At 33.0% G+C, this 12,748-nt stretch carries 16 protein-coding genes, 1 riboswitch and 1 other annotated feature; of the genes, 12 read left to right on the forward strand and 4 right to left on the reverse strand.

Annotated features, from left to right (window positions below):
* The first annotated feature begins 8 nt into the window (after positions 1-8).
* From DRZ96_RS05860 to DRZ96_RS05895, 7 genes are all read left to right on the forward strand, one after another.
* The gene (locus tag DRZ96_RS05860; RefSeq protein WP_112889939.1) at positions 9-896 is read left to right on the forward strand and encodes a CPBP family intramembrane glutamic endopeptidase; all 888 of its coding nucleotides are present in this window, start codon (positions 9-11) and stop codon (positions 894-896) included.
* Positions 897-1,080: 184 nt separating this feature from the next.
* Positions 1,081-1,230 (forward strand): 50S ribosomal protein L33, encoded by a 150-nt coding sequence (gene rpmG, locus DRZ96_RS05865; RefSeq protein ID WP_070702409.1) that lies wholly within the window; start codon positions 1,081-1,083, stop codon positions 1,228-1,230.
* Positions 1,231-1,239: 9 nt separating this feature from the next.
* On the forward strand, positions 1,240-1,455 hold the full coding sequence (gene secE, locus DRZ96_RS05870) for a preprotein translocase subunit SecE (RefSeq protein WP_005956279.1): 216 nt from the start codon (positions 1,240-1,242) through the stop codon (positions 1,453-1,455).
* 14 nt (positions 1,456-1,469) lie between these two features.
* Positions 1,470-2,012: a transcription termination/antitermination protein NusG gene (gene nusG / locus DRZ96_RS05875; RefSeq protein ID WP_070702411.1), complete on the forward strand. Its 543-nt coding sequence runs from the start codon at positions 1,470-1,472 to the stop codon at positions 2,010-2,012.
* 47 nt (positions 2,013-2,059) lie between these two features.
* On the forward strand, positions 2,060-2,485 hold the full coding sequence (gene rplK, locus DRZ96_RS05880) for a 50S ribosomal protein L11 (RefSeq protein WP_070702413.1): 426 nt from the start codon (positions 2,060-2,062) through the stop codon (positions 2,483-2,485).
* 39 nt (positions 2,486-2,524) lie between these two features.
* Positions 2,525-3,226: a 50S ribosomal protein L1 gene (gene rplA / locus DRZ96_RS05885; RefSeq protein WP_070702415.1), complete on the forward strand. Its 702-nt coding sequence runs from the start codon at positions 2,525-2,527 to the stop codon at positions 3,224-3,226.
* A 455-nt stretch (positions 3,227-3,681) separates the two neighbouring features.
* Positions 3,682-4,323 carry a YitT family protein gene (locus DRZ96_RS05895; protein ID WP_112889941.1) on the forward strand — a complete coding sequence of 214 codons (642 nt, stop codon included), beginning with the start codon at positions 3,682-3,684 and terminating at the stop codon, positions 4,321-4,323.
* 417 nt (positions 4,324-4,740) lie between these two features.
* On the opposite strand, the gene thiT is transcribed toward DRZ96_RS05895, so the two are convergent.
* Positions 4,741-5,295, reverse strand: coding sequence for an energy-coupled thiamine transporter ThiT (thiT, locus tag DRZ96_RS05900; RefSeq protein WP_112889942.1), 555 nt, complete (start codon positions 5,293-5,295; stop codon positions 4,741-4,743).
* 29 nt (positions 5,296-5,324) lie between these two features.
* Positions 5,325-5,412, reverse strand: a riboswitch (TPP riboswitch).
* A 565-nt stretch (positions 5,413-5,977) separates the two neighbouring features.
* Positions 5,978-6,099 (forward strand) — a sequence feature (ribosomal protein L10 leader region).
* A gap of 8 nt (positions 6,100-6,107) precedes the next feature.
* On the opposite strand from thiT, the gene rplJ reads away from it, so the two are divergent.
* From rplJ to DRZ96_RS05925, 5 genes are all read left to right on the forward strand, one after another.
* Positions 6,108-6,644, forward strand: a complete 537-nt coding sequence (rplJ, locus tag DRZ96_RS05905; protein ID WP_070702423.1) for a 50S ribosomal protein L10 — start codon at positions 6,108-6,110, stop codon at positions 6,642-6,644.
* A 50-nt stretch (positions 6,645-6,694) separates the two neighbouring features.
* Positions 6,695-7,081 carry a 50S ribosomal protein L7/L12 gene (rplL, locus tag DRZ96_RS05910; protein WP_070702425.1) on the forward strand — a complete coding sequence of 129 codons (387 nt, stop codon included), beginning with the start codon at positions 6,695-6,697 and terminating at the stop codon, positions 7,079-7,081.
* A 101-nt stretch (positions 7,082-7,182) separates the two neighbouring features.
* Complete coding sequence (locus tag DRZ96_RS05915; protein ID WP_112889943.1) at positions 7,183-7,665, forward strand: hypothetical protein; 483 nt, start codon at positions 7,183-7,185, stop codon at positions 7,663-7,665.
* Entirely contained in the window at positions 7,662-8,375 is a 714-nt protein-coding gene (locus DRZ96_RS05920) for a 6-carboxyhexanoate--CoA ligase (RefSeq protein ID WP_112889944.1), read from the forward strand. Before DRZ96_RS05915 ends, DRZ96_RS05920 begins: the two co-directional genes overlap by 4 nt.
* Positions 8,368-9,513: an aminotransferase class I/II-fold pyridoxal phosphate-dependent enzyme gene (locus DRZ96_RS05925; protein WP_112889945.1), complete on the forward strand. Its 1,146-nt coding sequence runs from the start codon at positions 8,368-8,370 to the stop codon at positions 9,511-9,513. The genes DRZ96_RS05920 and DRZ96_RS05925 overlap by 8 nt, the downstream gene beginning before the upstream one ends.
* Positions 9,514-9,604: 91 nt before the next feature.
* Here the strand turns inward: DRZ96_RS05925 and DRZ96_RS05930 are convergent, their stop codons facing one another.
* The 3 genes from DRZ96_RS05930 to cysK form a co-directional block, all read right to left on the reverse strand.
* Positions 9,605-10,435, reverse strand: coding sequence for a deoxyribonuclease IV (locus DRZ96_RS05930; protein WP_112889946.1), 831 nt, complete (start codon positions 10,433-10,435; stop codon positions 9,605-9,607).
* 71 nt (positions 10,436-10,506) lie between these two features.
* A complete protein-coding gene (gene epsC / locus DRZ96_RS05935) occupies positions 10,507-11,058 on the reverse strand; it encodes a serine O-acetyltransferase EpsC (RefSeq protein WP_112889947.1) in 552 nt (183 codons plus the stop codon).
* On the reverse strand, positions 11,051-11,941 hold the full coding sequence (cysK, locus tag DRZ96_RS05940) for a cysteine synthase A (protein WP_112889948.1): 891 nt from the start codon (positions 11,939-11,941) through the stop codon (positions 11,051-11,053). The genes epsC and cysK overlap by 8 nt, the downstream gene beginning before the upstream one ends.
* Positions 11,942-12,748 lie beyond the last annotated feature (807 nt).

Raw genomic sequence — 12,748 nt, forward strand, 5'->3', positions numbered from 1 at the left:
ATTATACAATGAATTTAGATAGGAAAAAAATTTTAGAAAAAATTGGATATGCAGTAATAGTTTCTTTTATTATTTTTGTTTTTTTGGCATCAGTTAAATTTAAAGGAACTTCATACTCTTTTTTTGTATTTAGGTCTCTTTTAAATCCTATTTCAATTTTTATTGGATTTAGTTGTTTATTTGGTATCCATATTAGGGATTTTTTTAAAGATTTAATCAAGGGAATAAAAGAAATAAAAGTACAAGAGTTAATTTTATTTTTAAAATATGTTTTTATTTATCAGGGAATTATTATTTTAACAACAAATTTGGATGCTTTACAAGAAATGAGCAATGATTCCACTAGTTCTATTGATTTATATGTAAGCATTACAATGATATTATTTGTATTATTTGAAGAGTATATCTTTAGATATATAGTACAAAGGAAGTTAATGAACGTCTCAAGAGATTATGGAATCCTAGTTATGGCAATAGTTTTTGGACTATTTCATTACGGAAAATATAAATCAGGTTTTTTATTTGGTATTGCATTAGGAATTATTTATGCAATAACAGAAAACATCACTTGTACTGTAATAATTCACTATTTTTTAAATTCAACAATATCCATGAGGATTGCGGTATTTTGTCAAAATCTTTTTATGGAAAAGAATATTGAATTGGCACAAATAAATAAGATGACAGGATTTATAAGTCTACTTTTGGGGATTATTTTAATTTTTGGACAATTTTTGTTAAATAAAAAATATGTAGCTACTTTTAGTCAAAGGGAAAAGGAAACTATTAAAAAAGTATTGCAGGAGATTAGATATTTACCTGAACTTATAAAGATATTCCCACTTAATATAGGGCTTCTTTTTAGATTCTTTATTTTTCTACAAAAATATATCTAAGAATTTAATTTTTTGAGTATAAAAAATCATTTTTTTGTTAGGAAACTTTAATGGGACAAAAGCTTAAAAAATAGAGAAAATTTACAATAAATATCTTTACAAAAGAAGTCTTATGTGATAATATTGTTGAGTAAATTAGGAGGAGCCAAAGGCGGCTCTTTTTTTTAGCACTGGAGGTGTTTTTATGGCAGATAGAGTAGTACTTGAGTGCACAGAATGTAAAAACAGAAATTATGTGACATATAAGAACAAAAAGAATACTACTGAAAGATTGGAACTTAAAAAGTATTGTAAATTCTGTAAAGAACATACAACACATAAGGAAACTAAGTAAGGAGGATTTATGGCTACTAAAACTACACCTAAGACTGAAGAGAAAAAAGGCGGTCTAGGTAGATATTTTAGAGGTGTGAAATCTGAATTCAAAAAAGTTGTATGGCCTACTAAGGATACTGTAATCAAATATTCTATTATAGTAATCGTGGCAGTTATTTTGTCATCACTACTATTACTAGCATATGATAAGATCATAATGTTTTTATTTGGTTTTATTTATTGATTGGAGTGTTATAGTTGGATACACAAGAGCTTAACAACAATGAAGCTTCAAAATGGTATGTAATACACACTTATTCAGGTTATGAAAAAAAGGTAAAGGCAAATATGGAAGCTATGGTTCACAATCGTGGCATGGAAGATGTCATCTTCGACATTAGGATTCCTATGGAAGACTATGTGGAAACAAAAGATGGCGTGTCCAAGGCAAAGGAAAGAAAGATGTTCCCATCTTATGTCCTTGTAAACATGATTATGAATGACGAAACTTGGTATCTTGTAAGAAATACAAGAGGTGTAACTGGTTTCGTTGGACCTGCATCTAAGCCTGTACCCCTAACTGATGAAGAAGTGTTACTACTTGGAGTTACTGATAACAAAGAGTTATTCGATAATTACGAGATAGGGGAGTTAGTCAAGGTTATAAATGGACCCTTCAAAGACTTGGTGGGTAAAATTGACGACTTCAATTACGACAAGGAAAAAGTTAAAGTTTGTATCTCCATGTTTGGAAGGGATACAATAGTTGAATTGGATTTCAATCAAATTATTAAAGAGTAAGAGATGTGTGGGAGGGTAAACCCGCATTACCACAAGGAGGAAATAAAATGGCAAAAAAAGTCATAGCATTAGTAAAATTACAAATTCCTGCAGGAAAAGCTACACCAGCTCCACCAGTTGGTACAGCACTAGGACCTCATGGTGTAAACATCATGCAGTTCACAAAGGAATTTAACGCAAAGACTCAAGATCAAGCAGGTATGATTATCCCTGTTGTTCTTACAGTTTATCAAGATCGTTCTTTCACTTTTATCACTAAGACTCCACCAGCAGCAGTGCTTATTAAGAAAGCTCTTAATTTGCCAAAAGCTAGTGGTGAACCTAACAAGAAAAAAGTTGGAAAGCTAACAAAGGCACAAGTTGAAGATATAGCTAAAACTAAGATGCCAGATCTTAACGCAGCAAACTTAGAAGCAGCTGTTGAATTGATCGCTGGTACAGCTAGAAGTATGGGTATAGAAGTAGAAAGATAAGTGGGAGGCTGAGCCGTAGGTACCACGAAGGAGGTAAATATGCCAAAAAGAGGTAAAAAATATCAAGAAAGCGCTAAGCTTGTAGATAGATCGAATTTATATGATGTTAATGAAGCTCTTGACTTAGTTACAAAAACTGCTAAGGCAAACTTTGACGAAACAGTAGAACTTGCAGTGAGACTTGGTGTAGATCCAAGACACGCTGACCAACAAGTTAGAGGTACTGTAGTACTTCCTAACGGAACAGGTAAAGAAGTTAAGGTACTTGTTCTTGCTAAGGGAGACAAGATTAAGGAAGCTGAAGCAGCTGGTGCTGACTTCGCTGGCGGAGAAGAATTAGTTGAAAAAATCCAAAACGAAAACTGGTTTGGATTTGACGTAATTATTGCAACTCCAGATATGATGGGCGTAGTTGGTAAAATCGGTAGAGTTCTTGGACCAAAGGGACTTATGCCAAACCCTAAATCAGGTACAGTTACATTTGATGTAGAACAAGCTGTAAAAGAAATCAAGGCTGGTAAGGTTGAATATAGAGTTGACAAGGCTGCTATTATCAACGTTCCAATCGGAAAAGTTTCTTTCGGAGCTGACAAACTTGCTGAAAACTTCAAGACAATTGCAGATGCTATTATTAAAGCAAGACCAGCAGCTGCTAAGGGTCGTTATTTAAAATCAGTAACAGTTTCATCAACAATGGGACCTGGAATCAAAGTAAATGGTTCAAAATTAATGGAAAAATAAAAACACCTAAGATAAATAAAACCCCTCAACTTCTCATGAAGCGAGGGGTTTTTTTAGGACTTAAGTTTGTAAACTTAGGTCTTTTTTTATGAGAAATAAAAAAATAGTAAAAAATTAAGGGGTTTTATTTTCTAAAAATACTTGCAATTTGTAGAATAAAAACTTATAATATTGAAGTTGATTTAAGTATTTTACGGTGGTTACCGAAATTTTCAGGTAGTTTTTATCTGATGCTAAAGTTTACGACTAAGAGCCTTTTATATGCCTGATGTGGCAGATAAAAAGCGAAAAAGTAACTATTATGCTCAGAGTTTTTACAAGAAAAAATCAGCAAATAAAAAGCATCAACACCACGAGATTGCAAAAGTACGAAGGTTATCCTTACGACCGACAGCAGTCTTTTTTTGTTGGTTGGATACCCTTCTAATATTGCAAAATATTAAGGAGGTGTTAAAATGCTAAATCAAAAGCTGACTTGGTTAAAATTAACAAGAGCAGGATTAATTAGTATTATTTTAGGATCTATGATTGAGGCTTTTACAGTTGTAAACATTCATATCCCATCTCAAATTACAGAAGGTGGAATCCTAGGACTGGCAATATTATTTTATAGGACCCTTGGTATAAACCCATCGATCCTAAGTTTAATAATGGATGCGATTTGTATAATTATTGGAATAAATATTTTTGGAAAGGCATTTTTAAGAAAGACTTTATTAGCTTCTATATTATTTGCCGTTTTTTATAAAATATTTTCCATTATGGGACCAATACTCCCTAATCTTTACAGCTATCCACTTTTGGCAGCTATAGTTGGAGGTATTGGAATTGGACTAGGTTGTGGACTTGTAGTATCTCAAGGAGGAGCCACAGGTGGAGACGATGCCCTGGCCCTTGTAGTGTCAAACAAGACTAAGATGAATATTTCTTACGCCTACTTACTAATGGACGTAATAGTCTTAGTAATGTCCTTAACTTATATTCCATTCACTAGATTAATTTACTCACTAATTACCACAACAGTATCATCTGTTTTAGTAGGTCAATTTGAGATTAATCCTAGTAGCCCGGTGGAAAAAACAAATCTTTCCATTTAAAATTTATTTTAAATGAGAGTTTTCCAAGTTTATATAAAAAAGTGGCTTGACTACTTTTAATAACATAAATAGTGCATGATTGGAAGTAATTTCTATCTTGCACTATTTTTTATTGTAAAGAATTAAGACGCCGAATTTCTTTTGGGTTTAGAATCTATGAAAAATTAAGTCTTAAAAGTTGAAATGTCTGTGAGAGTGTAGATAAGATTATAAAAAAAGAATTTTTCAAATTCGCAGCTCTAAAAAATTCTTAAAATCTATTATGTAGGAATAATAAAGTCAAAAGTTGAGAAAATATTTTAAAATATTATTAAAAATAAAACAGTAAATATAAATAAACCCCTTAACTTCTTATGAAGCGAGGGGTTTTTTTAGGATTTAAGTTTATAAACTTAGGTCCTTTTTTAATATAAAATTTTATAGCTTTTGTAAGTCACGAGTTAAGAACTTTCTTAGTAGGAATATTACAAAAACTGTAACGGCAAAATCAACTGATAAGAATGATGCGTTGTAAGTTATTGAATAAACCCAAGAGTTCATACCAGCAGGTGTGAATTCCTTGAAGAAAATGACACCTGATAGGACGTGACAAACAAATCTGCCTAGGATTCCTACAAGAGATCCAAGTAGGATTGTCTTAATAGAGTTAGTTTTCTCAAACTCATCCTTATAGAGTCCTGCAAGTCCAAGAAGACCGTAGGCCAAAGGATAGTCTAATATAGCTTGGACTGGGTGATAAACACTGCCGCCAAGAATAATAGACATGACACCGTAAACTGCACCTACAACAAAGCCTTTTACTGGTCCATACCTTAGGGCAAAAATAATTAGTGGAATCATCTTGCCAGGAGTAATAGATCCACCATTAGGCAGCTGATAGAGTTTAACAGTACGAAGAATAAGAGCAAGAGCTATACAAACGGCTCCCTCAACTAACATTTTTGTTGTCCAATTTTTATTTGTTTTTTGCATAAAAAAATACCTCCTTTGCACAAATACTTAAAGAGGTTTAGACACTTCCCTCCGCAAGCATTACCTTGATTGGTTAAAGGGTATAATCTCAGCCTTCTGGCACCCCTAGTGCAAATAACATTATAAGATAAGGAAAATATATTGTAAAGGAAAAGAGATAAGGTTAATAAAGTTTTGGTTTCTTTTTAATACAAGTTTTGAGATAAGGGTAAAAATTTAAAATTAGTGAGATGTAAAATATAAATGATTTGTAAAATTTTTAAGACCTAAGAATTAAATATGACTTCACAAGTAATTGTTACTTAAGAATTAATTGGGACTAAAAACTTAATGGTGACTTAATAAAAAACTATGACTTAAGAAATAATTGTGACTTCACAATTAATTATGACTTAATAAAAAATTATTAACTTGCAATATTTTATGAGTTCATAAATTTTTATAATTTAATGAAAAATTATGCCTTAAGAATATTTTTTAAAGATTAAAGTACATTATAAATAAGAGAAAATTTTATACAAGGGTCTTAAATAAAACTTTATAGGCTATGAAGATAGATGAAAACTTTAAAAATCTAATCCAATCCTATATAATAACTAGGACATAAGAATAAAATAAAAATAAAGAAAGAAATTTAAAATAAATGTAAATAAGCATTGACAAAAAACTAAAGACTATATATAATACTTATGTTACTAAGCCGCAGACAGTAGGTGGCCCTGCCATAAATCCTACCGAGGTTTGAAATTCGGATTTATTTGATTTTCACATCTCACGGCGGCGTGAGATTTTTTTATTTTGGGGGTGACAAATTGAAAGAAGAAAAACTACAATCAAAACAAGCCCTAGTAGATGAAATTAAAGAGAAAATTCAAGGAGCACAATCTATCGTTCTTGTAAACTACAGAGGTCTAACAGTTGAAGAAGTAACTGAACTTAGAGCTAAGTATAGAGAAGCAAATGTTGATTACAAGGTTTACAAAAACACAATGATGAGACGTGCTTTTGAAGAGTTAGGTGTTGAAGGTTTAGAAGACTTTCTAAAGGGACCAAGTGCCGTTGCATTTGGTATGGAAGACCCAGCATCAGCTGCAAAAATTTCATCAGAGTTTGCAGAAGATCATGAAGCATTAGAAATTAAAGCAGGATATGTTGATGGAAAAGTATTATCACTTCCAGAAATCGACGCACTTGCTAAATTACCATCCAAGGAAGTTCTTGTTGCACAAGTACTTGGCGGCTTAAACGCTCCAATCCAAGGATTCGCAAATGTACTAAATGGTACATTATCAGGTTTTGCAAGAGTTATTGCACAAATCGCAGACAAGAAAGAAAACGAAGCAGCTTAATTTGCTAGAAAATTAAGAAAAATTATTATTTAAATTTACGGAGGAATAAAATGTCAGAAAAAGTAGAACAATTAATTGAACAAGTTAAAGAACTTACAGTATTAGAACTTTCAGAAGTAGTTAAAGCTCTAGAAGAAGAATTCGGAGTATCAGCAGCAGCTCCAGCAGCAGTTGCAGCAGCTCCAGCAGCAGGTGGCGCAGCTCCTGCAGCAGCAGCTGAAGAAAAAACTGACTTCGATGTAATCCTTGCTGAAGCAGGACAAGAAAAAGTTAAAGTAATCAAAGTTGTAAAAGACATTACTGGACTTGGACTTAAAGATGCAAAAGCAGTTGTAGACGGAGCTCCTAAGGCAGTTAAAGAAGGCGCTTCAAAAGAAGAAGCTGAAGAAATCAAAGCTAAACTTGAAGAAGTTGGAGCAACTGTAGAAGTAAAATAATTTAACTTAGTTAAATTTTATAAGAATTTAAAAGAACTGTCCCAGACGGGGCAGTTTTTTTATAGATACATAGTCAACTTAAAACAATACAAGGATAACAAATGAAAATTAAAGAACTAACTCTTATACCAATTCTTGGGACTATAATTTTTTTAACAAGTCTTATAAAAATTCCAAGTATTTTTCAAGGTGCAGAATTTCAAATGTCTGCACCAATTTCAGTACTAATTTCAATGACATTTGATCCCAAAATTTATATTTTAGCTGGCTTAATAGGATCCTTTTTATCTTTTTTTACGGGTATATCAAATATTTATGGAATTATTGTGGCCTTGGTTTTTAGGATAGGTGTACTTGTCTTTATACTGCTAATAAAGAATAAAAACTTTTGCCTATTATTTGCATCTTCTTTTGGGACAAGTCTATCGAGAATAGTTTTATCAAAATTATTAGGACTACCACTTATAAGCCTTTTGATACCTGTCCTTCCAGGTATGATAATCAGTGGTGTATTAGCAAAGTTATTTTATGAAAAAATTTATGAAAGATTGTTAACATATAATATTTTGGAGGAAAGAATTTGAAGTATAGTGTTAAGATGAGAGCATCTAAAAATAATAATAAAGAGAACTTACATATTGGTGGGGCTGAAAGTATAGTTGATGAAGAGGATCTTTTAAATATAATAAACAGTCTTGCATCAAGAGGATTAAATCATTCAAGAGGCCAAGCAGATTTTGTGAATATAAAAATAAATAAAGTTAGAGAAGAGGACATAATAAACATAAGGGCTTTAAAGACTAAGACTATAGAAGTGGATACAAAAGAAGAGGGACTTGTAGTAATGGAAAAACTTTTGAATTCTATGGGGATAGAGAATCCTCAAATAGTTATAGACTTGTTAATTAATACGAAAAATATGAGGGGAGCTATAATTTTAAATATTTTAAGCCTAGAAAGAATGGAAGGCGACTTAGACAAGGGAGTCAGAGTAACAAATATGGATTTTGCTAGCAGGAGAGATATCTCCAATAAAAACCATTTTAAAGAAGCTCTTTGTCTTGCAACAAAAACCTTAAATGCAAAGGCAATAATCGGAGAGGTTTGCATTTCAGATGATCCTGATTATGTCACTGGATACCTAGCCAATAAAAAGGAGTATATTAGAATTACAAAGTTAAAGGAGAGAGGAGATTTAAATGGTGGAAGAGTTTTTCTCTATGATCCTCGCCTTGACACAATTGAGAATACTATAGATTATTTGAAAAATCAGTTGGTGATAGTACATGAATAGTATTTATATAAAAGAAAAACTACAAAAACTTGAAAAAGAACATCTTATAAGAGAAGAAAGAATTTTTGAAAGTCCCCAACTGGCACAAAGTATGATTGATTCAAAGGAATATCTTTTATTTTCCTCAAGCAATTATCTTTCACTTGGAGAAAATAAAGAAATTTTAGAAAAAGTAAAGAAAAGAATGGACAGTATTGGTCTTGGCAGTGGAGGCTCTAGACTAACAACTGGAAGCCACAAAGTTCACAAAGATTTGGAAAGAAATCTTGCTGAGTTTATTGGATATGAAAATAGCCTTGTATACTCAAGTGGTTTCATGGCTAACCTTGGATTTTTAACTTCAGTATGTGATGATGAAACTATTGTATTTTCTGATGAAAAAAATCATGCATCTATAATAGATGGGATTAGATTAAGCAAATCTAAAGTAGAAGTTTATAAGCATTTGGACTTTAAAGATTTAGAAGAAAAATTAAAAAAATATCCTAATAGAAATAAAGTTTTAGTTTCTGATGGTGTTTTTAGCATGGATGGAGATATTCTGCCTCTTGATGAGTTTTGTAGATTAGGAGAAAAGTATAAAGCTTTGACATATGTTGACGATGCACATGGATTTGGTATTTTAGGAGAAAATGGAAAAGGAATAACAGAAATATATAAAACTTATCCTGATGTAATGCTTGTAACATTTTCTAAAGCCTTGGGCGCAAGTGGTGCGGCTCTTTTGACATCAAATTTAATGAGGAAGTACCTCTATAACACCAGTCGTGAATTTATTTTTTCGACTTCTATAAGCCCTGTTGACACCCTAATTATTTTAGAATCTTTAAATTATATTAAGTCTAATAAGAAAAATATAAATAAGTTGAAGGATAATGTTTCATATTTAAAGAAAAAGCTGGAAGAAAATAATTTTGATATTGGTGGAAACTCTCATATAATTCCTATAAAAGTGGGAAATGAAAAAAGAGCTCAGGAAATATTCAAGAAACTAATGGATTCTGGAATATTTTTATCAATAATAAGATTTCCAGCAGTTCCAAAAAATGAAGCAATTCTAAGAGTAACACCTATGGCTAATCACAGTAAAGAAGATTTAGATTTTCTCTTGAAAAAATTAAAAGAATTTGTTAAATAAAAAAAGAGAACTCATTTTTGACTGTGAGTTCTCTTTTCTTTTTTGATTTTTAATTTGTGGATGGTTTTACTAATAACTAATTTTTGAAATATTATTTGCGAAGGATTCTTAAGAGTTCGATTTCTTTTTTGTGGCCTTCTAGGTCTTGGGGGGTTTCAAGATAAAAGGGAAGGTCTCTTAATTTTTCGTGGTTTATTATTCTCTCGATTGCTTCCAGGCCAATTTTTCCCTTGCCTATGACTTCGTGTCTGTCCTTGTGGGCTCCTCTTTCGTTTTTGGAGTCGTTTAGGTGGATGGCGTAGAGTTTATCGAGACCTATATATTTATCAAATTCTTCTAAGACTCCATCTAGGTCATCTATTATGTCGTAGCCGGCCTCGTGGACGTGGCAGGTATCCAGACAGACTCCAACTTTTTCTTTTAAGTTCACTCCTTCTATTATTCTTCCAATTTCTTCAAACTTTGATCCAACTTCTGTACCCTTGCCTGACATGGTTTCAAGGAGGACTAGGGTCTCTTGGTCTTCTCTTAAGACTAAATTTAATTGGGCTGAAATTATTTCTATTGCCCCATCAATGCCAAGACCTGTGTGGGAACCTGGGTGAAGGTTGTAGTAGGTGTTTTCAAAGTATCTGAGCCTTTCCAAGTCTTCTGCCAAGACTAGGTTGGCAAACTCTCTTACACTTTCTGTTGATGAACAGGGATTTAGGGTGTAGGGAGCATGGGCAAGTAGGGGACCAAAATTGTTTTCTCTTGCAAGGTCCATTAGTCCTTTTATGTCTTCTTCGTCTAATTTCTTCATCTTGGAACCTCTTGGGTTTCTTGAGAAAAATTGAAAAGTTGTGGCAGAAATTTTTAGGGCATCTCTTCCCATATTGGTGTAGCCCCTTGATGTAGAAAGATGGGGACCTATTTTAAACATATTACCTCCATAAAATAAAATTTAATAATATAAAAAATTTTCTTAGTTTTTAAAAACTTTTTATAAAAAGTTTAGTGGAACTTATTCTCACTTGGGTCGTGAAATTTAACTACTTCAGCAGGAACTCCCACTGCAGTTGAGTTGGCAGGGATGTCCTTAAGTACCAGGGCGCCTGCCCCAATTTTTGCTCCTTCGCCAATGACTACTGGACCAAGGACTGTTGCTCCTGTTCCAATTATGACGTTGTTTCCTACTGTGGGGTGTCTTTTCTTTTCCTTTTCATTGCCTGTTCCACCAAGGGTTATGTTGTGGTACATGTGACAGTTGTCCCCAATCTCGGCAGTCTCTCCAATGACCACAGCCATGCCGTGATCAATGAAGAGGTTTTTGCCAATTTTGGCACCAGGATGAATTTCAATCCCAGTTTTCTTCCTGGCCCTTTGTGAAATCCATCTTGCAAGTGTAGTGTGATCTTTTTGGTAAAAGTAGTGGGCAATTCTGTGCCTAACCATGCAAGAAACTATGGGATACATAAAGATTGCTTCGAATAAACTTTTACAGGCTGGGTCCTTTAATAAAATAAATTCCCCATATTCTTTAATCCTTTTGAAATAATTAGTCATTCTTAAAAAGGTCGGTGGACATATATCTTTCAGCTGTATCAGGTGCTACTGTGACAATATTTCCACCAAGCTCCTCTTGCATTTTTAGTGCACCTACAACATTGGCACCAGCTGATATGCCAACAAGTAGTCCCTCTTCACGAGAAAGTCTTCTTGCCATTTCTATTGCTTCTTCTGACTTAACTGTGATTGTCTTGTCTAATAATTTTGTATCTAGGACTCCTGGCACAAAGTTTGCTCCAATCCCTTGAATCTTGTGGCCGCCAGCTTGACCTCTTGTAAGAAGTGGAGATTCATCTGGTTCAAGTCCCCAAACTTTTATGTTTTCATCCTTTGATTTTAAATATCTTCCAACTCCTGTTACAGTTCCGCCAGTTCCAATTCCTGCTATAAAGCCTGAGATGTCCTTTAGGTCTTCATAAATTTCTGGGCCAGTTGTTTCTTCGTGAGCCACAGCATTGTATTTATTTTCAAATTGGTTTGGCATGAAGTAGTTACCTGTAGCTACAAGTTCTTTTGCCTTATCAACAGCTGCTTGCATTCCACCTTCTCCTGTAAGGATTAGCTTAGCTCCAAAGGCTTCAATGAGTCTTCTTCTTTCAATTGACATAGACTCTGGCATTACAATATTTACCTTGTAACCAAGTGCACGACCAATCATGGCAATGGCGATGCCTGTGTTGCCACTTGTTGGTTCAACTATTTCCATGCCTTCCTTTAATGATCCGTCTTCGATGGCACCCTTGATCATGTAAAGAGCAGCCCTGTCCTTAACTGATCCTGCTGGGTTAGATTTTTCTACCTTTACAAAAATCTTTCCTCCACCAATGTTTTCTAATTGTACTAATTTTGATTGTCCAACTGTCTCTAATAATTTTGTCATTTTCTTTCCTCCAATAAATCCATAAAAAAAAGAGTATATGAAATCATATACTCTTAAAATCTTTCTTAATATCTAATAAAAAGTTTAAAATATTGATTCACATTCAAATAAGTCCTATAAAATTTTTTATAGAACAACAACAGAATGCTTGGCTTGTGAAATTTTTAAAGTTATTTAAGTTTTTCATTTTTATCGCCTCTTCAATATGGTTCGACTATACTATTATAATTTTTATTTGTCAAGTGTAAAATGAAAATTATTTAATACCTACGGTCTTATCCATATATAAGGAGGGGGTTAAGGGGCGTTGCGAGGCCCCTTTCCCCCTCCTTAAACCACCCCTTTGAACCCCACGCGCTGGAAGTCCAAAAAAATCGGTTATGCTAAATTTTCAAAACTCACTCGCTTCGCGAGCTCAAACAGTTGAAAATTTTTAACGCACAACCGATTTTTTTGTTCATTTTATGCACTCCCACAAGTTTTTAATTTAAGGCTGACGTCTGATTATGAGAAGTAAAGGGAAGACTCTTGCCATGTCGTTAACTTGTTAAGATAGGCCTGAAGGAAATATCAATGAGGCAAAATTAAAGGCGGTTTGAAAAACAACTAATGTCCGATTGTGCATAAGATTCATTTAATTCTTAAAATAAAACTTGATAATAAAAAATTCTAGTCTATTAAAAACAAGTCAATTATTTTAAAATTTTAAATTATTTTTACAAAAATAAGGGAAATATTCTCCAAGAGTCTGAAATATAAATTAATTGTGAAATTTTCTTGAATATAAGAGTCAATCTTAGTTATAAT

The sequence above is a fragment of the Peptoniphilus harei genome (assembly GCF_900454685.1).
Lineage (GTDB): Bacteria > Bacillota > Clostridia > Tissierellales > Peptoniphilaceae > Peptoniphilus_A > Peptoniphilus_A harei.

Excerpts from the sequence above, each read along its gene's own strand:
- rpmG (WP_070702409.1), top strand. The coding sequence starts at position 1,081 with ATGGCAGATAGAGTAGTACTTGAGTGCACAGAATGTAAAAACAGAAAT.
- cysK (WP_112889948.1), bottom strand. The coding sequence starts at position 11,941 with ATGACAAAATTATTAGAGACAGTTGGACAATCAAAATTAGTACAATTA.
- DRZ96_RS05925 (WP_112889945.1), top strand. The coding sequence starts at position 8,368 with ATGAATAGTATTTATATAAAAGAAAAACTACAAAAACTTGAAAAAGAA.
- DRZ96_RS05930 (WP_112889946.1), bottom strand. The coding sequence starts at position 10,435 with ATGTTTAAAATAGGTCCCCATCTTTCTACATCAAGGGGCTACACCAAT.
- secE (WP_005956279.1), top strand. The coding sequence starts at position 1,240 with ATGGCTACTAAAACTACACCTAAGACTGAAGAGAAAAAAGGCGGTCTA.
- rplL (WP_070702425.1), top strand. The coding sequence starts at position 6,695 with ATGTCAGAAAAAGTAGAACAATTAATTGAACAAGTTAAAGAACTTACA.
- epsC (WP_112889947.1), bottom strand. The coding sequence starts at position 11,058 with ATGACTAATTATTTCAAAAGGATTAAAGAATATGGGGAATTTATTTTA.
- DRZ96_RS05915 (WP_112889943.1), top strand. The coding sequence starts at position 7,183 with ATGAAAATTAAAGAACTAACTCTTATACCAATTCTTGGGACTATAATT.
- rplK (WP_070702413.1), top strand. The coding sequence starts at position 2,060 with ATGGCAAAAAAAGTCATAGCATTAGTAAAATTACAAATTCCTGCAGGA.
- DRZ96_RS05860 (WP_112889939.1), top strand. The coding sequence starts at position 9 with ATGAATTTAGATAGGAAAAAAATTTTAGAAAAAATTGGATATGCAGTA.
- thiT (WP_112889942.1), bottom strand. The coding sequence starts at position 5,295 with ATGCAAAAAACAAATAAAAATTGGACAACAAAAATGTTAGTTGAGGGA.
- DRZ96_RS05895 (WP_112889941.1), top strand. The coding sequence starts at position 3,682 with ATGCTAAATCAAAAGCTGACTTGGTTAAAATTAACAAGAGCAGGATTA.
- rplA (WP_070702415.1), top strand. The coding sequence starts at position 2,525 with ATGCCAAAAAGAGGTAAAAAATATCAAGAAAGCGCTAAGCTTGTAGAT.